The sequence below is a fragment of the Peribacillus sp. CSMR9 genome (genome assembly GCF_033141925.1).
Lineage (GTDB): Bacteria > Bacillota > Bacilli > Bacillales > DSM-1321 > Peribacillus > Peribacillus simplex_A.
The window spans coordinates 1-20937 of record NZ_JAOPHO010000026.1; the positions used below are offsets into that span (position 1 = coordinate 1).

Genomic DNA, 20937 nt, shown 5'->3' on the forward strand with positions numbered 1-20937 from the left:
TCCCTTACTTAGGGATGGGTGCGTTTTTTATTTTTATAATTATTGCCATGATAAGGACATGAATCATTTTTACGGTCTACAGAGAGGGAAGGGCAGCTGCAAACTTCCTGGCTTAGGAAACTGATTTACCGCCTTTGAGCCATATCGGTGAACAAGAGTAACTGATATCGTCTAAGCTGCGTTACAAGCTCCAGAGCCATGAGCGTTTTCTTGCTTATGGGAAATTGGGTGGAACCACGGGTAAACGCGCTCGTCCCTTACTTAGGGATGGGTGCGTTTTTTATTTTTATAATTATTGCCATGATAAGGACATGAATCATTTTTACGGTCAACAGAGAGGGAAGGGCAGCTGCGAACTTCCTGGCTTAGGAAACTGATTTACCGCCTTTGAGCTATATCGGTGAACAAGAGTAACTGATATCGTCTAAGCTGCGTTACAAGCTCCAGAGCCATGAGTGTTTCTTACTTATGGGAAATTGGGTGGAACCACGGGTAAAACGCGCTCGTCCCTTGCATAGGGATGGGTGCGTTTTTTTATTACCAAAAAAGGGGTGTATATGTGATGGGTGAAAAAATGATTAAAGTCCAATTCCCGGATGGGCAGCAAAAGGAATATCCGCAAGGCATGACAGTGGAAAGTGTGGCAGGATCCATCAGCTCAAGTTTAAGGAAAAAGGCAGTAGTAGGAAAACTGGACCAAAAGCTGGTTGATCTAAGTTTCAAGTTGGAAAAAGATGCGGAATTGTCGATTCTGACTCTGGATTCGGATGAGGGATTACAAGTTTTACGTCATACATCGGCGCATGTTTTGGCACAAGCCATCAAGAGATTATACGAAAATGTGGAATTAGGGATGGGGCCAGTCGTGGAAGATGGTTTTTACTATGATTTTAAGTTAGAACATCCTTTGAGCTCAGAAGATCTGCAAGCTATTGAAAAAGAGATGGAACATATCATAAATGAAAACCTGGAAATTAAAAGAATCGAAGTGTCTTATGAAGAAGCTGTTAAGTTATTTGAGGGTAGAGGAGAGTCATTCAAGTTGGATATAGCAAAGAACATTCCTAAGGGTGAAAAACTAGCGCTCTATCAACAGGGGGAATTCATCGATCTTTGCAGAGGGCCGCATCTTCCATCCACGTCATATGTAAAATCGTTCAAATTAACTCGTGTATCAGGTGCCTATTGGCGGGGAGACAGTCAAAATGAAGTTCTTCAACGGGTGTATGGCGTGGCTTTCAGAAAGAAAAAGGATTTACAGGATCATTTGAAATTCATAGAAGAAGCAGCCAAACGCGATCATCGTAAATTAGGGAAACAATTGGAGTTATTCATGTTTTCGGAGGAAGCCCCTGGAATGCCGTTTTATTTACCGAAGGGACAAATTATTAGAAATGAATTGGAGAAGTTCTCGCGGGAGCTTCAGACCGACGCTGATTACGACGAAGTTCGGACTCCTTTCATGATGAACCAGCGGTTATGGGAACAATCGGGTCACTGGGATCATTACCATGAAAATATGTATTTCACAGATGTGGATCATACAAAATTCGCGATGAAGCCAATGAACTGTCCTGGTCATATGCTCATATTCAAAAACAATCTTTATTCTTATAGGGATTTACCCATCCGGATGGCCGAGTTCGGTCAAGTCCACCGGCACGAGTATAGCGGTGCATTAAACGGGATGCTCCGGGTCCGGACATTTTGTCAGGATGATGCCCATATTTTTGTTCGGCAGGATCAAATCGAAAGTGAGATTAAACAAGTATTTCATCTTATTGACGAGGTGTATCGTACTTTTGGATTCGAGTATTCAGTGGAACTGTCGACTCGTCCAGAGGATTCATTGGGCGATGATTCCCTTTGGGAGGATTCTGAATCAGCCTTGAAAAAAGTTCTGGAAAACATCGGGATACATTATCAATTAAATGAGGGGGACGGGGCATTTTATGGCCCGAAAATTGATTTTCATATTAAAGATGCACTAAAACGAAGCCATCAATGTGCAACGATTCAACTTGATTTTCAAATGCCCGATAAATTTGATTTGACTTACATCGATGAAAATAATGAAAAGGTCCGTCCGGTCGTCATTCATCGTGCGATCTTTGGATCGATCGACCGTTTTTTTGGAATCCTGATTGAACATTTTGCTGGTGCTTTTCCAGTATGGCTTGCCCCGGTGCAAGTACAGATCATCCCTGTCTCTCATGTTCATTTGAATTATTGTTTAAAGGTCCAAAAAGAACTGAAGGGTCACGGCATAAGGGTGAAAATTGATGAACGGAATGAAAAGTTGGGATATAAAGTTAGGGAAGCACAGATAGGGAAAATCCCATATATGCTTGTCCTTGGAGATAAAGAGGAAAAAGAAAATGAAGTGAATGTCCGGAAATACGGGGAACAAGAATTTAAAAGTGTCGCAATAGAAGGGTTCATCAAGAAAGTGGTCCAACAAATAAAAGGACGAAGCATCTAATAAATTTTAGAGGAGTAAATTAATGCGGAATTCGCGAATAAATGCTTTCATTTCCATTAAAGGCCCATTAGGTTGAGTTTGGATAAAAAAGGACAGCATTTAGCTGTCCTTTTTTCTAGTATGCCACCTACCTATAAATCACGAGTAAATGCACCAAATTCACGAGTAAATCATTGAAACTCACGAGTAAATGCACCAAATTCACGAGTAAATCCCTTAAACTCACGAGTAAATGCTAATTTCGATACAGGATTAAGAATAGCCATGGCTTCTGTTTGGTCTTTTTTCTATTACAATTAGATCTTATGTAAATAAAACCTTGGCCGCTTGTATGGCGAAGTAAATGCCTATCCCTATCAGGGATATCCCTGATATGATCGAAATGCCCATTAGAATGGATTTGGATAAAAAACGTCTGAAGGTGCTGGCGATTATAGCCATTGTGAAATCCCAGGCTAAGAGGCCGATAAGAATCCCTGAACTGTATAAAAGTAAATGATTCATATCATATTTTGAAGCGGAGTTTGCGAGAATTGATCCATAAATCCCCAGCCAAAACAAAATGGATAAAGGATTCGAAAGGGACATGATGAATCCTGATAGGAATGAAGAAAAAAGGGAATCTTTTGCTTTTCGTACATTCACTTCAATCTTACCCGCACTAAGCAGACTTTCGATTCCGGTATAGGTTAGGACGAAAAAGCCAAAAAGCCACAAAAATGTCTTCATGAAGGAGTTATCTAAAAAGTGGACGACACCAAAAAAAACGAGGGCTATGAAGACAACATCCGCTAAAATGGCACCCCAGCCGAAAATCCAGGCATGCCAAAAACCTTTCTTGATTCCCTTGTCCAATTGAGCAGCGTTAATGGGACCGATAGGAGCTGCCAGTGATAAGCCTAATAATACATAGCTGAAAAAAGCACCCAAATCATCACCTCATCGTTTGATACATCCTGCTTATTTGAATGTATTCAAACAATTGGACTTGTACCACCTTTTTATCTGAGTCAGTCCTTTTTTGAGTGAATATAGTTCATTATGGAAAATGATCCGATCAGGCTGGTGGTGTTTTGTAACAACCCAGAAAGTTCCTTCATAATGTAATTTAGTCATATGGAAAGATGTCAATTTCCAATATATGCGTTATTAAACTCCGGGTCAAAAACAAATTGGAGGATAATTATGCCCAAATTATCGATGCCAAATAAATACAAATCAATCCTTGATATCATGCATACAGATATAGCGATAAATGAAATTAAGGGTCATTTTGAAGAAGGACTTTCAAATGCGTTAAACCTTATTAAAGTATCAGCTCCTATCGTTTTAAATGAGGGTAATGGGATAAATGACAATTTAAATGGTATGGAACGGATCCTTACGTTTGATGCTTTGGATATTAAGAATAAACAAATAGAAGTGGTCCAATCTTTGGTAAAGTGGAAAAGAATAACTCTATCTAGGTATGGCCTTACTTTTGATGAAGGAATTTACACAAATATGAATGCGATAAGACGTGATGAAAAATTAGATAATTTACGCTCATTATTTGTTGATCAATGGGACTGGGAGAAAGTCATAGCAAAAGAACAGCGTAACTTAAATACATTAAAATCCGAAGTGAAAAAAATATATAAGGCTATTAAGGCGACCGAACTTCATATGTTTGAATTCCATCCTATGCTTAGGCCTGTGTTGCCTAATGAAATTCACTTTATTACGACACAGGAATTGGAGGATTTATACCCGAATCTGACTCCCACGGAAAGAGAAAATGTGGTAGCAAAGAAATATGGTGCGATTTTTATTATGAAGATTGGAAAAAAGTTGCAATCAGGAGAAAAACATGATGGACGTTCACCAGATTATGATGATTGGGAGCTAAATGGAGATATCGTTTTGTGGAATCCACTTTTAGAATGTGCTTTTGAAGTTTCTTCAATGGGAATTCGAGTAGATGAAGATTCGCTGTTAAAACAATTAAGGTTATCCAAAAACGAAGATCGTACGACGCTCGAATATCATAAGTCGGTATTGGAAGGAAAACTTCCACATTCAATAGGTGGAGGAATAGGGCAATCCAGATTATGCATGTTTTTGTTAAAGAAAGCACATATTGGTGAAGTTCAGGTTTCGGTTTGGAATGACCAAATATTAAAGGAGTGCAAAGAGAGGAATATCATTCTTTTATAAAAAACGGTGTCCCTAACTTAAAAAGAGCATAGCCGAGTGATAAGCTGTTTTAATAGCAAATAGCCCATTCTTTTAAAGAATGGGTTATTTGCTATAAAGAATTTTAAAGTCGAGGCAAACTAGGAACACAAGGGATAATTTTGGGTTGCGCGCTACTGAATAAATCTATCTGTCCAATAACATAATAATTAAAGACATCTTAATAATGGTCAAAGATAAGGTTACCTTTTATGCAATAAGTTGCTTTTATAATGGATGAGGAGTGTAAGTATGGAAGGTCATGAGAAGCAAAATAATAATGTAAGCGTGTGGTGTCTGATCAGTATGGCATCGATTCCATTGGTAATGACCCTTGGAAATTCAATGCTTATCCCGGTTTTGCCCATATTTGAAGAAAAGGTGGGAATATCTTCATTTCAATCGAGCATGGTGATAACAAGCTATTCCGTTGCATCCATTTTTTTAATTCCTATAGCTGGTTATTTATCAGATCGATTTGGACGGAAAATGGTGATTATGCCAAGCCTTGTCCTTGCCCTTATTGGCGGCTTGGTTGCAGGTTATGCATCATGGAAAATGGATAATCCTTATACATGGATCATCATTGGGAGAGTATTGCAAGGGATTGGTGCATCTGGAGCCTCGCCCATCATTTTGCCTCTGGTGGGGGATTTATACAAAGATGATGATGAAAAAACGAGTTCTTGTTTGGGTATCATCGAAACCTCGAACACATTTGGGAAAGTTCTGAGTCCAATATTGGGTTCCCTTTTTGCTGCATTTATCTGGTTTTTACCATTCTTCTCGATTTCATTCTTCAGTTTAATATCTATTGTCTTGGTCTTTTTCTTTATAAAGGTACCAAAAGAGAAGGAAGAGCCGAAGAAATTAAAAGAATTCTGGCGTGATACGAAAAAAATATTCAAGCAGGAAGGAAAATGGTTATATACAATTTTCCTGATTGGTGTATTTGTCATGTTGGTTTTGTTCGGTGTTCTTTTCTTTTTGTCAGACAATCTTGAAAAAATCCATGATTTGCATGGAGTCAAAAAAGGCTTAGTGATAGCGATCCCGCTGTTTTTCCTTTGTGTATCTTCTTATGTTGCAGGGAAAAAAATCAAGGGAGAATTACCAATCATGAAAAAGATCATCATGATCAGTTTAGCCGTCCTTTCAATCAGCCTTGTATTTGTCGGTTTTACTAAAAACAGGGTCGTCCTTCTATTGATAATAACAAGCTTGGTGGGGATAGCAATTGGTGCGTTATTGCCGACACTCGACGCAATCATCACCCAAAATATAAAAAAGGAACAGCGGGGGACGATAACCTCCTTTTACATGTCATCAAGGTTCATCGGAGTTGCGGCAGGCCCGCCGGTCATGTCCCTTGTCATGAAAAATCATCTCAATATGAGCTATATCATTTCAGGAATCATTGGTATATGCATTGTATTGATTGTTTTGAAATTCATTAGTACAGACAAGAAAGAAGCAGCTAGCTAAAGGGCTTTGGAAAAAAAGAGAAAGCCTGGTTTTTCCTTCTTCCTTGCATAATTCATTGTGGCATTATCAACACTATGAATGATGGAAAGGGGGTAATGTTATGACAACAAAAGCCAATTGCAGTTCAGCCAAAGGGAAGACTGTTCAAGATTCCAAATCATCAGGTGAACAACAAGGCGATATGAAATGGTGGCAGCTATCATTAGTCGGTGTAGGCTGTACGATCGGGACAGGATATTTTCTTGGATCCACCATAGGGATTAAAACGACAGGGCCATCTATTGTATTTTCATTTGTTTTGGCTGCACTAGGTACATACATCGTTTATAATCTGCTTGCTAAGATGACGGCTGCCGATCCTCAAGAGGGTTCTTTTTGTTATTATGCCAATAAAGCATTTGGACGATGGGCTGGCTTTAGCTGTGGCTGGAATTATTGGTCCTCCAATATATTGATCATGGGAAGTCAGCTTACTGCGCTTTCGCTGTTATCTCAATTTTGGTTCCCGAAAGTCCCGTTGTGGCTATTTGCTGCTGGATTTGCCATTGTTTCAACCTTTGTGGTATTGCTTGGAACAAAAGGGTTCGACAGAGTTGAAAACATCCTGGCGGTAATTAAGACAGCGGCAATCGTAATGTTTATCATTATAGCAATATGTGCCGTTTTCGGTTGGTTTGGTCTTGATGGAGGGAAACCGCCGTCATTTCCGAATACGTACAATGAATTGTTTCCAAAAGGGCTAAAAGGGTTTTGGACATCCCTTATCTATGCCTTTTATGCGTTTGGCGGCATTGAAGTCATTGGATTGATGGCGATGCAGCTTAAAAAGAAAGAGGATGCGCCAAAGGCAGGGACGATCATGCTCATGGTTCTTACGATCATATATGTGGTTTCATTGGGATTAGCCGTAACCATGGTTTCATTAGGAGCATTCAATGAAAAAGAAAGCCCATTTGTTTCTGCATTGGACAATTATCACCTGACATTTTTCCCTCATGTATTTAATGGTGCGATCATCATTGCCGGTTTCTCGACGATGACCGCTTCACTGTTTGGTGTAACCAATCTGTTAGTAACGCTTTCCAACGATGGAAATGCGCCCTCATTATTTATGCAAAAAATCAAGAAATTCAAAGATCTTCCACTGCCCTCATTGGGTCTTGGAGCCTTAGGGCTTTTAGGGTCAATCATCACAGCCTTGCTCCTGCCAGGCAAGATTTATGAATATATTACAACCTCAGCTGGGATATTGCTTTTATATAACTGGGCATTCATCATTCTTTCTTCATTCAAAATCTTGGAAAATAAAATTTGGAGTAAGATTACCGCCGTTTTTGGACTTCTGCTAATTTTTGCTGCGGTCAGTGGCACACTGCTTGAAAAAGAGATCCGTCCCGGGTTTTTCATAAGCCTTTTATTCATCGTTATCATCGGACTTGCTGCCATTTTCATGAAGTTCAAGGTTTGGAATAAAAACAAGGCGATGGCCGCAAGAGCGAGTAAATCAGAACTAGATTGAAAAAAAGGAACTTGACTACATGAAGTCGAGTTCCTTTTTGTGTGCTGGCTAAATCTCAATGATTAACGGAAGGATCATTGGTTTTTTCTTGGTTTGGTTATAGAGATATTGCCCTAGTTCCTTCTTGATGGTTTGTTTTATGATATTCCATCGGTATATTTTTTCACTTTGCAAGTCGTTGACCGTTTTCGTGACAAGACGATTTACATGCCGAAGGAGCTCTTCGGAATTTTGAACATATACAAATCCACGGGAAATGGTATCGGGTCCTGATACTATTTTTCTTTCCGTCTTGCTTAGTGTTATGACAATTACGAGCATCCCATCTTCGGAAAGCTGCTTACGGTCGCGCAGTACGACTTCTCCAACATCACCAACGCCCATACCGTCAACAAAGGTATTGCCGGCAGCAACCTTTCTCGTTTGACGGGCGACCGAGTTTTCAATATCCACGACATCGCCATTATTGATAATGAAAGTATTGCCCTTTTCCACCCCTACAGACTCAGCAAGTAGCCGATGTTGGTGCAACATCCTATACTCACCGTGAATGGGTATGAAATACTTAGGTTTCATCAGGGTAAGCATGAGCTTTAACTCTTCCTGATAGGCATGTCCAGAAACATGCATGCCTGTTACAGTCCCAGAACCGTATATGACTTTGGCCCCCAATTGGAATAGGTTGTCGATGATACGGGAAACATCCCGTTCATTTCCGGGTATTGGAGTGGAGGCAAGGATCACTGTATCACCAGGTAATATGCTCATATCCCGATAATTCGAACTGGAAAGGCGGGACAGGGCAGCAAACGGCTCTCCTTGACTTCCCGTACATAAAACCGCGACCCTTTCAGGAGCATAATTATCGACTTCATGTGCTTGAATTAGCATCCCATCAGGAACCTCAAGGTAGCCGCGCTCAATGGCAACGGATACGACATTCACCATGCTTCGTCCCAGTAAGGCGAGTTTTCGGTTTGTCTTCTGGGCAGCGTTCACCACTTGTTGAACACGATTGACGTTTGAAGCGAAAGTTGAAAGAATGACTTTCTGTTTAGCCTGCATAAACGCCTCTTCAATATGACTGCCAACCAGATGCTCCGAGGGACTGGAGCCGGGACGTTCAGCGTTAGTGCTCTCAGATAATAAAGCCAAGACACCTGCACTCCCGATTTCGGCCATTTTATGAATATCGGGATACTGATCATTCATGGGAGTTAAGTCAAATTTAAAGTCTCCTGTATGGACGACCGTGCCCTCCGGTGTATGCATGGTGACTCCAAGACAATCAGGAATACTGTGATTCGTTTTGAAAAAATCCAGACTCATCTCCCCAAATTCCAACGTTGAATCCGAGTCGATCTGGATTAATTCAGTATCACCCAAAAGGTTATGTTCTTTTAATTTCAATTCAATCAACCCAAGTGTTAAACGTGTGGCATAAATGGGTACATTCAATTTTTTTAAGAAATAGGGGATACCGCCTATATGATCTTCATGCCCATGAGTCACGATTAAAGCCCGGATCTTCTCCTTATTTTCCTGTAGAAAGGAAATATCAGGAATGATCAAGTCGACTCCTAATAAACTTTCATCAGGAAACTTTGCACCACAGTCGATAATGACCATATCGTTTGAATATTGAACCACATACATGTTTTTACCGATTTCATTCACTCCGCCTAGAGCCAGAATGGACAAAGCATTTTCATTCACACTCAAATAACTAGACCTCCCTTTATTATAATAAGGATAGTCTTTCCTTAGGCCTCTCTTATAAAACTAACTCTTTTTATAAAATGACTTTCTTCTTCCTGCAATTCAAAAATCAATCTTAAAAATAACCTCCTGCAAATTGGCAGATTCCTTTTAAGCGGATAACCATAAAAGGATTAAACCATTCACGATAAAAAGAAAACCGTAAAGAAATGCGAAAATACTGACAGCAAACCCACCCTTATCAAAAAGCGAAACGAATTCCAGGGTGATATAAAAAACAACTGGTGAAAGTTGCAAAAATGAAAATCCCGAATGAAAAAATGAATATTAAATCCAATATTTACCACCACCATATAGTGGTCATAGATAAAAGGGGCAGCATTATCAATTAAAAATGCTCATAAAAAAACACCTACCGTCTAAGTAGGTGCGTGTGTCCTCTATTAAACCATTCCATCATTGGCTCATGCATGAGTTGATGCTTTCTTCAAAAGTCTCGATGTAGCCTTGTATCTGCGCTGCATATTGAGTCTTTAAAGTGAGCAGCAAACTTTCAATCAAAAATTTTCGCGGTTTGTCGGACTGCATCAGCTCATCTTGGATAAAATCGACCAGTTCAATTGCCCTTGATCGATCTTCACCGCAAGTAAAAGCATTGTTTATCGCTTTTTTCAAATCCGTGGTGGAATTTAGCAAATCATTATGGCAAGGATCAAGATGGTTTTTAAAGTGGGGAAACCACGTATCCATTTGTTCCGGATCAAGGATCTGTTCTCCGCTATCAGCCACTTCATTGACTAAATGGACAATTCGGTTCATGCAATAGCGGATAATTTGTATGTCCGGTGTACCGACCGCATTAGCACGATAACTAAAATGATTCATATGGGTCATCATCGAATGAAAGATAATGACGCTATCTAATAGATAGGGTTTTTTGCTTTCCCCGAATATATCGAGAAAACGGCCATACATCCATCGTATGCTCAACAATAGAGTTTGATTGATGAATTGCTTTAATTCCTCATCGTTGGAAACACGGACTTCTTCGATCAGGATAAGCAATTTACTTTGTTTGTTCACCATCATCTGCAATTCGAGCTGCTGGATGAAAATTTCAATATCAGCTGAATCTTGACCAATCAACAGTTTTTCCCTGTCGTGGCGAATCCTTGTATAGACGGAACGGAAAATGGCAATAAATAATTCACCCTTCGAAGGGAAATAATTATAAAAAGTACCTTTTGAAATACCGCTGCCGTCTAAAATGTCCTGAATGGACGTGGCTTGGTAGCCCTTATCAATAAACAGCTTATGAGCCGCATCGATGACATTCTGCCTTCGATTATTCATCATATCACCTAATTTTCATTATACTGCTTGTATAAATGTAATCGTACTCTATTTTCCAACACAGTACAAACCCTTATTTAAACAAGTAAATTTTTATTGCAAAAAATGAACTGGGGGTATATTATTGATTTTATGAGATTTAGATATACTCGTCGTACAATTAAATGAACCAATAGTTTGGATGGAGGATTAGATAAAAAGTGAGTACTGCACAAACAACTGAAAAAAAAGGGTCGTATGGCATTTTAGCCATACTGATGATCGGTGCGTTTATAGCGATACTGAATTCAACCCTTTTAAATATTGCACTGCCATCAATTAAAACAGACCTGGGAATAGAAACTTCCACAGTCCAATGGCTGACAACGGGCTACATGCTCGTGAACGGAATCATGATTCCGGCAACAGCCTTCTTAATAAGGAAATATTCAGTGCGTAATCTTTTCCTGACAGCCATGCTCCTATTCTCAATCGGGACGATCGTTGCAGGTGTAGCGCATGTATTCCCGCTATTATTGGGAGCACGTATGGTTCAGGCTGCAGGTTCTGCAATTATGATGCCGTTATTAATGAACGTACTTTTAACTGCTTTCCCTGTTGAAAAACGGGGCTCGGCAATGGGATTATTCGGTTTAGTCATGATGTTTGCCCCTGCAATCGGGCCGACGCTTTCAGGCTGGATCATCGAACATTATGATTGGAGAATGCTATTCCATTTCATTACTCCGCTTGCTTTATTAGTGCTAATTTTCGGCTTCTTCAAGCTTAAAGACAAAAAGGAAAAAGTCGATATTAGAATCGATAAATTATCGGTCATCCTATCAAGCCTGGGCTTTGGCGGCCTGCTTTACGGATTCAGTTCCGCAGGCAGCAAGGGTTGGGATAGCCCTTGGGTTTATGGAACATTGATTGTCGGTGCCATTTCCCTGATCCTTTTCATTACACGCCAACTTAAAATGGAAACACCGATGCTTGAATTCAGGATCTTCAAACATCCAATGTTCGCTTTATCTGCAACGATTTCAATCGCGCTGAATATGGCTCTGTTCTCGGGGATGATCCTAATGCCATTGTATACACAAACAGTCCGTGGCATTTCACCATTTGATTCCGGCTTGCTGATGCTGCCTGGAGCACTATTAATGGCCCTTATGTCACCGGTCACAGGTAAGCTCTTCGATAAGTTCGGTGCTCGCGTGCTTGCTTCAACCGGTTTATGTATCACCGTTGTCACAACGTATTTCTTCAGTAAATTTACAATGGATACATCTTATACACACATTGTGATTCTGTTTTCCATTCGTGCATTCGGGCTTTCCATGGCAATGATGCCAATCATGACAAACGGATTGAACTCGCTGCCAGCCCGTATGAACCCGCATGGTACAGCGATGAATAACACACTTAACCAAGTCTCCGGTGCTATCGGTACTGCATTGCTTGTTACGGTCATGTCCAACCATGCAGCTTCTTCCGGTGAGAGCTTAATGACCAAAGCGATGAGCAAATTAACAAGCCAGCCCACTGCTGAGGTGATGGAAAAAATGCAGGCCCAAGTCGGAATGCAGGCGATGCTGGATGGAATTAACTTCTCCTTCTTTGTATCGACCTTCATTGTTGCTGTGGCACTGATTCTGTCATTATTCATCAAGCGTGCGTGGCCGGCTGAAGAAAAAACAGCCGTGAAAAAGAATCAAACCGCTTAAAGGACACAACCAAAAAGCCCCTATGCCACCTGAATAATCAGGCGCATAGGGGCTTTTACTTTATCTCACTTAAGCTTTTTCGGGCTGGAACGGAATAATTCGACCGACAGCCAATGTAATTCGACTCAAACCAGATTAATTTGGAGGAACGATCAACCTTTTTATTCGCGTTTTTACCCATATTCAGTGATTTCACTTCATATTGCTGTTCATCCTTCAGCTGGACTTACAAAAGGAAAGCGCCATTAGAATGAGACTGCGCTTTAAATCAAGAAGTCACTTCTTTTGAAGTTACCTTTGCATGCTGGATATGACTGGCTATCCAGCCAATGATCGCTGCAGTAATTAGATAGGCAAGTAAGATCCATATCTGCGTCCGCAAGTTTTCCCAGCCTCCTAATGAGATGACCTCTTGCAGCTCTTTTAGTGAGTGGGCCATAGGTAAAAATGAACCGATTTTCATTAATAATGGCATGCCGAGTTCGCCAGGGAATGTTCCGCCGCAAGTAGCCAATTGGAACACGAGAAGGGTCACTGCTGCGAATTTGCCAACCACTCCGAATACGGTCACCAACATAAGGATGAACGTCATGAAGGTGAATGAAACGATGATGCTTGACAGAATGAATACTGGGACACTTGCCACATGTAAATGGAATCCAAAAAGGACGACCGCATCCACTAGAAGTGCCTGAATCATGCCGATTACATATACCAGCCCTAATTTATTCATGAAATGAACGGTTCCGGTAACCTTTAGATTCTGCCTGCGGCCAAGCGGTAAAATATTGGAAGCCATGATACCACCTACATAAAAGGCCAGTGACAGAAAATAAGGGGCAATCCCGGTCCCATAGTTAGGAACTTCCGATAGATTGGATTGAACCAATTGCACGGGTTCAGAGAACATCGAAGTGGTCGAATCGCCGTACTGAAGACTGGCCGTTTTATCGGCTGCTTCATTAAGCTTGGTGGATAACTTGCTTGATCCCGTTTCCAGTGAAGCCAGTCCGTCTTGAAGTTCCGTAGATCCACTGGCTAGCTGGCTGCTTCCGCCGGCTAACGAATCGATTCCGTTATTTAAAGTGGAGAAACCATTTTTCCATTTAAATAATCCATTCGCTAATTGTTCAGATCCCTCGTTTAATTGCTTAGCACCAGAGGTAGCTTGTGCCATCTTATCACCAAAGGTTTTCATCCCGGTTTGAATGGTGTCTTGTCCATCCGCCACTTTAGCAGCACCTTCGCCAAGTTGTTTTTGTCCGGCATTTAAAGCGGTGGCTGATTTGGATAATCCAACTGACAGGGCAACGATTTGCTTGAAGTCTTGATCCTTTATTGCATCAGGATGACTTTTCATATAGGCATCCAATTGTTTCTTAAGAGTATTCGCTGTATCAGCCGCCTCTTTTTGCCCTTGCATCAGTTTTGCATTTCCGGCTGACCAGTTCTTAACCCCCTGATTTACTTCATTCAAAGCATTTTCCAATGATTGATGTCCTTCCGATAGCTGCTTCATGCCGGAATACAGGTTCCGGGAACCTGATGTTAATCCTTCCGCACCATCGGCTAAGGTTTCTTGTCCATCCAAGAGCTTTGTGCTCCCTGTTTTCAGCTGCTGGGCGCCAGTATTCAAGTCCTGAATTCCATCGGACAAGTTCTCACTGCCGCTTTTCGCATCCGCCGTTCCTTGATGAAGCTCTTCCGCTCCATCCCCGGCATCCTTCAAGCCTTTAGAAATATCGTGGAATTTTGAAAGGATGCCTTCAGAATATACTTTCGTAATGCTTGCGTTGATCTTTGTAGTCATCTTTTCAACAGCAGTTGTGCTGATCTGTGAGGCAACGAAGTTTTTACCTGGATTGACAGTATACAAAAGTTTAGCCGTTTCCGGTTTTTCATCCATTAAAGTCGTGACATTTTCCGAAAAATCATCCGGAATCGTGACAACCATATAATAGGTCCCTTCTTTAAGACCCTTATTAGCCTCCTTTGCTGATACAAAGTGAAAGTCCAATTCTTTCTGCTTCTTCAATTGTTTAACGAAATCATTTCCAGCTTCGATTGGCTTATGGTCCATTTCCGAACCATTATCGAGATTGACCACTGCTACAGGGAGCTGATCCATCTGTCCATATGGGTTCCAATATCCTGCCAAGAAGAAACCAGAGTAAATCAATGGAACGATCAAAAGGAAAATCAAGGCGATTCTCCCGTGTTTATGTTTCCACATTGCTTTTATATCTTGAAGTACAAGTTGTAAACCTTTCATGATTGATCCTGCCCTTTCTAACAAAATGAGATTATTTCATCATAATGGCTTTTTTAGATACTGTATAATACATAAATGATTATGTAATAATAGATTTAAATCTATGTGAAAAGAGTGGAGAAATGGAAATATTACAGCTGCAGTACTTTCAAACAGTAGCACGACTTGAACATATGACGAAGGCTGCGGAACAACTTCAGATTGCTCAGCCGTCGCTCAGTAAAACCATATCCCGGCTTGAAGAGGATTTGGGAGTCCCGCTATTCGATAGGGAACACCGGAAAATCAAGCTCAATGCAGCCGGACGAATATTCTTGAACAGGGTCGAACGGGCTTTTGCGGAACTGAATGAGGGAAGGCGCGAAATTGTGGAATTAACAGATCAAGACCAAAAGAACATCACCTTGGCCGTTACCATCCCTAGGGTCCTGCCTGATTTATTGGGCACATTTTTATCTAAATATCCGGATGTACGTTTTCAACAATTCCTAAAATCCATATCATCCATGAAACAGCTTCTAATTGAAGGGGAAATCGATTATTGCATATCATCCGTTCCGATAGAAGGCCCCGACCTAAAGTGGGAACCGCTGATCACCGAAGAAATATATCTGATCGTGCCTCCCAATCACCGGCTGGCTGGCAGGGAAAGCATCCAACTTCATGAAGTGAAAGATGAACCATTCATCAGTATGAACACAGGCTTCGGATTCCGCAGCCTAACCGACCAATTTTGCCTCAAAGCAGGATTTGTCCAGCATATCGCATTCGAAGGCGATGAACCTGCTGTCATCTCGGACCTTGTCAGGAAAGGGTTGGGCATTGCCTTCGTATCAGAATTGACATGGCTCCACCAAACCGGATCATTATCCCATAAAATCAGGATAACCGAACCTGCCTGTCAAAGAACCATAGGGCTTGGCTGGTCAGAAAAACGCTACTTCACCCCGGTAGCCAAGCAATTTCGTTTATTTGTCATGGATTATTTCTCCGCCGTCAACTCCGCTAGGCTGAAGGACGAGTGATGGGCTGAACGCCGAAATAATCGGTAAAAGAAGGAATAAAAGGGTTGAAGGCCGAAATAACCACGATAAAGGCGATTGCTTCCGTAAAAAGTATAATTTGATATGAGCGGACATAAAATTTCAGGAGGTTTTTAAAATAGGCATCGAAATTATATAGGTGGGTTTATGAATCCCATGCTAGGAGATGAATGGAGATGGAAATACGGGTTAATCAAATTGATTTGAATGGACTCACTTTTCAATATCGCGAGAGTGGGGAACCTTCTGCACCACCGCTTGTTGCCCTTCATGCGCTGGGGAAAAGTGCAGGTTCATGGGATCAGGCGGCTGCCGTATTGGGGGAAAATTATCGCGTATTAGCATTAGATCAACGAGGCCACGGTGGGAGTGCGAGAACTAATACATACAGTTTTGAATTGATGTGCAATGATTTGCTTCATTTTGCGAATGCTATGAATTTGGGAAGGTTTTCGCTAATAGGGCATTCCATGGGGGGAACAGTTTCCTATCTTTTCTCACAAGCATTTCCATCGAGGATTGAAAGGTTGATTGTCGAAGACACTCCTCCTCCTTTTTCGGATAGACCAATCGAAGTTCCTTCCAAACCTTCTGGCCCTCTGCCGTTTGATTGGCAGGTTGTGCCTTCGATTCTAAGGCAACTGAATGAACCCAATCCCGAATGGTGGGCCCGTCTTACGGACATTATCATGCCAACTCTTGTTGTAGGCGGTGGGTCTAGTCATATTCCCCAAAACAAATTGCAGGAAGTTTCCGAGCTTATTCCTAATTGCGAATTGGTGATGATAGAGGATGCCGGGCATTTTGTGCATGAAGATAATTTACCAGCCTTTTTAGCTGCCGTGAAGAGTTTTCTTATTTCATGAACTTCCAAAATACTTATTAAATAAATGGGCGCTTTAATCTGTCAATGATTAAAGTGCATCCAAATAGCATTTGAGGGAGGGTTGCCGATGCAGCCCTCTTATTACTGCCTGGCATCTTTAAATGTATGGTTTATTTTATAAACGGCGTTTACCGGTTTGTTGCCGATGATTTCCAGCAATTGTTCAGCCATATAGTCAGCGCTATACTTGAATCCAGTGTTGACCCATTCGATGATCATGCCTAAAATCGCATATGCTTGGTAGCTGGAGGCAAGCTCTGTATTGATCTTAGGGTTCGGCTGATAATCTTCTAGGTCCTTTAAAGGGAGTTTCTTTAATTCATTACAAATTCTATCAAGAAGTTTAGGCCATGCATTCGACTTTAAAATGAGGGTATAAATGTTTGCATAGTTAGCTACATGTTCAAATATTTTGATTACTGAAGCCGTTAGTTCATTTATGGTGAACGTATCGACATTTTTATAAGGTTCCCTGTAAGATATGATCAAATCGGCTATGACATCCTCCATGACTTCTTCAAGCAGTTCCTCTTTGTACTGATAATGTTTATAAAATGTACCCCGATTAACGTCGGCGATTTCTACTATTTCTGTAATCGATATGTCCCTAAAATCCTTATTTTGCATTATTGATATGAGGGACTCTTTTAAAGCCTTTTTTGATTTCCTGATCCTTCTATCAATCCCAGTGTTATTATTAGACATTTTCTTCACCCTTTGTTCGTTATTGTCCTATTGATGAACAAAAATGACCCTTTATGTTCATTGTTCAACATCAAGGTAAGCATTTGCTGATTGTATAAGCCTACTGAAACTAATTATACTATAAAGGAAGATAGTTAATGAACATCTGTACAATAGGCATCACTTCATTAGAATAGATAAATGGGGGAGTTTAAATGAAATTACAGGACAAGGTTGCAGTAGTGACAGGCGCAGCATCAGGTATGGGGAAACAAATTGCTATAGATTATGCTAGAGAAGGGGCTAAAGTCGTCGTATCGGATTTAAATCTTGATGGTGCGAACGCAACGGTAGAGGAAATAAAAGAGAATGGCGGAATGGCCTTTGCCATTAAAACGAACGTAGCGGTGGAGGGTGATATTCAACATTTGATCGATACTACGGTTAGTACGTATGGTACAGTGGATATTTTGGTGAATAACGCGGGTATCATGGATGGCATGGAACCTGCCGGGGATATTGAGGATTCTGGATGGGATCGGATTTTTGCAATTAACACGACAAGCGTCATGCGTTCGACTAGAAAGGTTTTACCAATCTTTTTAGAAAAACAAAAAGGAGTGATCATCAATATTGCTTCTGCTGGCGGTTTATATGGTGCCCGAGCTGGCGCAGCATACACTGCCTCTAAACATGCGGTGGTTGGATTCACAAAAAACACGGGCTTCATGTATGCAGAAAAAGGCATTCGCTGTAATGCAATAGCACCAGGTGGAGTTGAAACCAATATTGGTTCCAGCATGACGAATATCAATAAGTTTGGCGCCTCTCGCCAACAACTGGGGATGGCGATCAATCCACGCAATGGTAAACCTGAAGAAATTGCTAAAGTGGCATTGTTCCTTGCTTCTGACGATTCAAGCTTTGTAAATGGTACTGTCATCACCGCAGATGCTGGTTGGAGTGCATATTAAGCAGTAAATTAAAAAGAGGATGGTCAGAACTTGGGACTGATACATGCATTCCTGCTAGCAGGGATGCACTTTTTTTTGAGTGGAGCTTTGGATGGTGATTGTGGTCAGCCAACAATTCGCAAGAGGAAGGTATCGACTTCATCGGGGAACATTTTCATTTCAATCGAAAGTGGATAAGCGGGGGCTGGATAGTTCAACTACTATCCAGTTTTTTTAAAAAAATTATGCAATCAATTGGATTTAAAAGATAAGTTGAACTCTGAAATCTTGGAAGCAAAATAGGTTCCCTGAAAAATCCACTTTCCTATGAAATTGGATCATTGAGTGATCCATTAGTTTGCTGCGATTACTTCCATCCTCCACACAAACGATATATTAATTTGCGTGAGAATATTGAAGGACTTTCTGACGGACGTAATCAAGGTGCTTGTACATTTGACTGAATGCTTCATGTGGATCATGCGCTGCAAGTGCCGCATAGATGGCTTTATGATACTTTACAGTCAGTTCCCGTTCCCTGAATTGTATCAGGCTATTTATTTTATTATGGGTAATCAATAAGGAATCGATCATCCCTTCAATAATGGGATTGTTTGCACTTAAAGCAATGATCTTGTGGAATTCTTTATCGGCCTCTCCATAATCGTTGTCTTCACTATTGGCAATCGTGTCAATCGTAACTTGCAGTTTCTCCAGCTGTTCGTCTGTGATTTTCTCGGCAGCCATTGTCACCAGTCCCAACTCCAATGCCATTCGCGCTTCGATGATCGCTGGTAAATTATTCGTAGCCAGTGCCAGCATGACAGAGAATGGATGTGTACCGATTTTATCGTTAAAAAAGGTTCCTTCACGTGTTTTTCGTGTAATGACTCCTAGTGTATCAAGTGCACTGAGTGCCTCCCGTAAAACAGGCCGGCTTACTTCAAGTTCTTTCATAAGTTCCATTTCAGGAGGCAGTTTGTCGCCCGCTTTCATTTGTCCGGTGACGAGCAGATGCACGATTTGATCCACGACTTGTTGTGAAAGAGTGTTGCGATGTACCGATTGTACGCCTAATTTCTTTGACGATTCTTCCATTGTGTAACCCCTTTTCTGTTAAACCCTATATGTATTCATACTGTAAGACTAATTATATAATATAATACACTTATTTGCATGTGAGGAAGAGAAGATCTATGCCCCAAAAAAGTAAAATGCGCCGCTCTAAAGAGAGAGACGCACGCATTGTTGGAAAAAATCATCTGACAAGGCAAGGTGATTTTGGATTGAACTCCCATCCTGAAATCAGGTATTGCATCGCCATTGAATCATCACGGGCACCAAGTCCTTTTTGTTTATAAAGCTGATGTGCCTTCTCGATTTGTTCCATATCCACTTCAATTCCAAGTCCGGGCTTGGAAGGTACATCGACCATTCCGCCGACAATTTTAAAAGGTTCTTTCGTCAAACGCTGCCCATCCTGCCAAATCCAGTGGGTATCGATTGCAGTGACTTTTCCTGGTGCGGCTGCAGCAACGTGTGTAAACATGGCAAGCGAAATGTCAAAGTGATTATTCGAGTGTGATCCCCATGTCAATCCCCAGTCATTGCACATTTGAGCGACACGGACGGAGCCTTGCATCGTCCAAAAATGCGGATCGGCAAGAGGGATGTCCACGGATTGAAGCTGAATGGAGTGCCCCATTTGCCTCCAGTCCGTTGCAATCATATTAGTAGCGGTGGGAAGGCCCGTTGCGCGCCTGAATTCCGTCATGATTTCCCGGGCGGAAAAACCATTTTCCGCTCCGCATGGATCTTCCGCATAGGCTAAAACATGATGTTGATCCCGGCAAAGTTCAATCGCATCCTTAAGCAGCCAGCCGCCATTTGGGTCAAGGGTGATCCTGGCTTCAGGGAAGCGCTCCGCAAGTGCCGTCACCGCTTCGATTTCTTCTTCCCCGCGCAAAACCCCGCCTTTCAGTTTAAAATCATTGAATCCATAGCGAGAGTGGGCGGCTTCTGCCAAGCGGACAATCGCTTCAGGTGTGAGCGCTTCCTCATGACGGAGGCGAATCCAGTCATCTTCCGCTTCAGGCTCGCTTAAATAACCAAGGTCCGTTTTATTGCGGTCACCTACATAAAATAAGTAGCCCAGCATTTCCACCCTATCACGCTGCTGTCCTTCGCCGAGAAGGGCTGCAACTGGAACACCTAAATATTGGCCGACTAAATCTAGAAGTGCCGCTTCCAATGCTGTTACGGCATGGATGGCTATACGGAGATCGAACGTCTGAAGCCCGCGCCCTCCCGCATCCCGGTCCGCGAACTGCTTACGGATGGTATTCAGAATGTTGTTGTATGTCCCAATGGACTGGCCGACAACCAATTGTTTGGCATCTTCGAGTGTCTGACGAATTTTTTCGCCTCCAGGAACTTCACCTACACCAGTATTACCCGCATTGTCTTTCAGAATGACAATGTTCCGGGTGAAATAAGGAGCATGGGCACCGCTCAAGTTCAGCAGCATGCCATCATGTCCTGCAACTGGAATAACGCTCATTTCTGAAATGACCGGTGTGCCGATTTTTACATGATCCTTAAGCATTTGATTGTTCATATTT

General features: G+C 41.5%; 15 protein-coding genes and 2 other annotated features. Of the genes, 8 read left to right on the forward strand and 7 right to left on the reverse strand.

Annotated elements, in window-relative coordinates:
* Positions 1-38: 38 nt before the first annotated feature.
* Positions 39-261: a binding site (T-box leader), on the forward strand.
* Positions 262-291: 30 nt separating this feature from the next.
* Positions 292-514: a binding site (T-box leader), on the forward strand.
* Positions 515-574: 60 nt separating this feature from the next.
* Positions 575-2482, forward strand: coding sequence for a threonine--tRNA ligase (gene thrS / locus N9I19_RS13270; RefSeq protein WP_411730442.1), 1908 nt, complete (start codon positions 575-577; stop codon positions 2480-2482).
* Between the two features lie 303 nt (positions 2483-2785).
* Here thrS and N9I19_RS13275 read toward each other — a convergent pair whose 3' ends face one another.
* Positions 2786-3412 (reverse strand): LysE family transporter, encoded by a 627-nt coding sequence (locus tag N9I19_RS13275; RefSeq protein ID WP_089364094.1) that lies wholly within the window; start codon positions 3410-3412, stop codon positions 2786-2788.
* Between the two features lie 270 nt (positions 3413-3682).
* On the opposite strand from N9I19_RS13275, the gene asnA reads away from it, so the two are divergent.
* From asnA to N9I19_RS13290, 3 genes are all read left to right on the forward strand, one after another.
* The gene (gene asnA, locus N9I19_RS13280; protein WP_317778078.1) at positions 3683-4678 is read left to right on the forward strand and encodes an aspartate--ammonia ligase; all 996 of its coding nucleotides are present in this window, start codon (positions 3683-3685) and stop codon (positions 4676-4678) included.
* Between the two features lie 270 nt (positions 4679-4948).
* On the forward strand, positions 4949-6181 hold the full coding sequence (locus N9I19_RS13285) for an MFS transporter (protein WP_317778045.1): 1233 nt from the start codon (positions 4949-4951) through the stop codon (positions 6179-6181).
* 100 nt (positions 6182-6281) lie between these two features.
* Complete coding sequence (locus N9I19_RS13290) at positions 6282-7700, forward strand: amino acid permease (RefSeq protein ID WP_411730439.1); 1419 nt, start codon at positions 6282-6284, stop codon at positions 7698-7700.
* Positions 7701-7748: 48 nt separating this feature from the next.
* Here the strand turns inward: N9I19_RS13290 and N9I19_RS13295 are convergent, their stop codons facing one another.
* Positions 7749-9422 carry a ribonuclease J gene (locus N9I19_RS13295; RefSeq protein WP_317778046.1) on the reverse strand — a complete coding sequence of 558 codons (1674 nt, stop codon included), beginning with the start codon at positions 9420-9422 and terminating at the stop codon, positions 7749-7751.
* A gap of 453 nt (positions 9423-9875) precedes the next feature.
* Positions 9876-10775: a TetR/AcrR family transcriptional regulator gene (locus N9I19_RS13300; RefSeq protein WP_317778047.1), complete on the reverse strand. Its 900-nt coding sequence runs from the start codon at positions 10773-10775 to the stop codon at positions 9876-9878.
* Positions 10776-10972: 197 nt separating this feature from the next.
* On the opposite strand from N9I19_RS13300, the gene N9I19_RS13305 reads away from it, so the two are divergent.
* On the forward strand, positions 10973-12478 hold the full coding sequence (locus N9I19_RS13305; protein ID WP_411730440.1) for a DHA2 family efflux MFS transporter permease subunit: 1506 nt from the start codon (positions 10973-10975) through the stop codon (positions 12476-12478).
* A 268-nt stretch (positions 12479-12746) separates the two neighbouring features.
* On the opposite strand, the gene N9I19_RS13310 is transcribed toward N9I19_RS13305, so the two are convergent.
* The gene (locus N9I19_RS13310) at positions 12747-14750 is read right to left on the reverse strand and encodes a YhgE/Pip family protein (RefSeq protein WP_317778048.1); all 2004 of its coding nucleotides are present in this window, start codon (positions 14748-14750) and stop codon (positions 12747-12749) included.
* Positions 14751-14872: 122 nt separating this feature from the next.
* On the opposite strand from N9I19_RS13310, the gene N9I19_RS13315 reads away from it, so the two are divergent.
* Entirely contained in the window at positions 14873-15775 is a 903-nt protein-coding gene (locus tag N9I19_RS13315; RefSeq protein ID WP_317778049.1) for a LysR family transcriptional regulator, read from the forward strand.
* A 194-nt stretch (positions 15776-15969) separates the two neighbouring features.
* A complete protein-coding gene (locus N9I19_RS13320; RefSeq protein WP_317778050.1) occupies positions 15970-16659 on the forward strand; it encodes an alpha/beta fold hydrolase in 690 nt (229 codons plus the stop codon).
* A gap of 101 nt (positions 16660-16760) precedes the next feature.
* Here N9I19_RS13320 and N9I19_RS13325 read toward each other — a convergent pair whose 3' ends face one another.
* Positions 16761-17384: a TetR/AcrR family transcriptional regulator gene (locus N9I19_RS13325; RefSeq protein ID WP_284469857.1), complete on the reverse strand. Its 624-nt coding sequence runs from the start codon at positions 17382-17384 to the stop codon at positions 16761-16763.
* Positions 17385-17578: 194 nt separating this feature from the next.
* Between N9I19_RS13325 and N9I19_RS13330 the strand changes: the two genes are divergently transcribed.
* Complete coding sequence (locus tag N9I19_RS13330; RefSeq protein ID WP_284469858.1) at positions 17579-18337, forward strand: SDR family oxidoreductase; 759 nt, start codon at positions 17579-17581, stop codon at positions 18335-18337.
* A 375-nt stretch (positions 18338-18712) separates the two neighbouring features.
* Here the strand turns inward: N9I19_RS13330 and N9I19_RS13335 are convergent, their stop codons facing one another.
* Together N9I19_RS13335 and gudD are read right to left on the reverse strand one after the other, a co-directional pair.
* Positions 18713-19414 carry a FadR/GntR family transcriptional regulator gene (locus tag N9I19_RS13335; RefSeq protein WP_061464596.1) on the reverse strand — a complete coding sequence of 234 codons (702 nt, stop codon included), beginning with the start codon at positions 19412-19414 and terminating at the stop codon, positions 18713-18715.
* 160 nt (positions 19415-19574) lie between these two features.
* Entirely contained in the window at positions 19575-20933 is a 1359-nt protein-coding gene (gene gudD, locus N9I19_RS13340; RefSeq protein WP_317778051.1) for a glucarate dehydratase, read from the reverse strand.
* Positions 20934-20937: the final 4 nt, after the last annotated feature.

What these genes read in the sequence shown, in the direction of transcription:
- thrS (WP_411730442.1), top strand. Translation starts at nt 575, where the DNA reads ATGATTAAAGTCCAATTCCCGGATGGGCAGCAAAAGGAATATCCGCAA.
- asnA (WP_317778078.1), top strand. Translation starts at nt 3,683, where the DNA reads ATGCCAAATAAATACAAATCAATCCTTGATATCATGCATACAGATATA.
- N9I19_RS13285 (WP_317778045.1), top strand. Translation starts at nt 4,949, where the DNA reads ATGGAAGGTCATGAGAAGCAAAATAATAATGTAAGCGTGTGGTGTCTG.
- N9I19_RS13290 (WP_411730439.1), top strand. Translation starts at nt 6,282, where the DNA reads ATGACAACAAAAGCCAATTGCAGTTCAGCCAAAGGGAAGACTGTTCAA.
- N9I19_RS13300 (WP_317778047.1), bottom strand. Translation starts at nt 10,775, where the DNA reads ATGATGAATAATCGAAGGCAGAATGTCATCGATGCGGCTCATAAGCTG.
- N9I19_RS13310 (WP_317778048.1), bottom strand. Translation starts at nt 14,750, where the DNA reads ATGAAAGGTTTACAACTTGTACTTCAAGATATAAAAGCAATGTGGAAA.
- N9I19_RS13315 (WP_317778049.1), top strand. Translation starts at nt 14,873, where the DNA reads ATGGAAATATTACAGCTGCAGTACTTTCAAACAGTAGCACGACTTGAA.
- N9I19_RS13320 (WP_317778050.1), top strand. Translation starts at nt 15,970, where the DNA reads ATGGAAATACGGGTTAATCAAATTGATTTGAATGGACTCACTTTTCAA.
- N9I19_RS13325 (WP_284469857.1), bottom strand. Translation starts at nt 17,384, where the DNA reads ATGTCTAATAATAACACTGGGATTGATAGAAGGATCAGGAAATCAAAA.
- N9I19_RS13330 (WP_284469858.1), top strand. Translation starts at nt 17,579, where the DNA reads ATGAAATTACAGGACAAGGTTGCAGTAGTGACAGGCGCAGCATCAGGT.
- N9I19_RS13335 (WP_061464596.1), bottom strand. Translation starts at nt 19,414, where the DNA reads ATGGAAGAATCGTCAAAGAAATTAGGCGTACAATCGGTACATCGCAAC.
- gudD (WP_317778051.1), bottom strand. Translation starts at nt 20,933, where the DNA reads ATGAACAATCAAATGCTTAAGGATCATGTAAAAATCGGCACACCGGTC.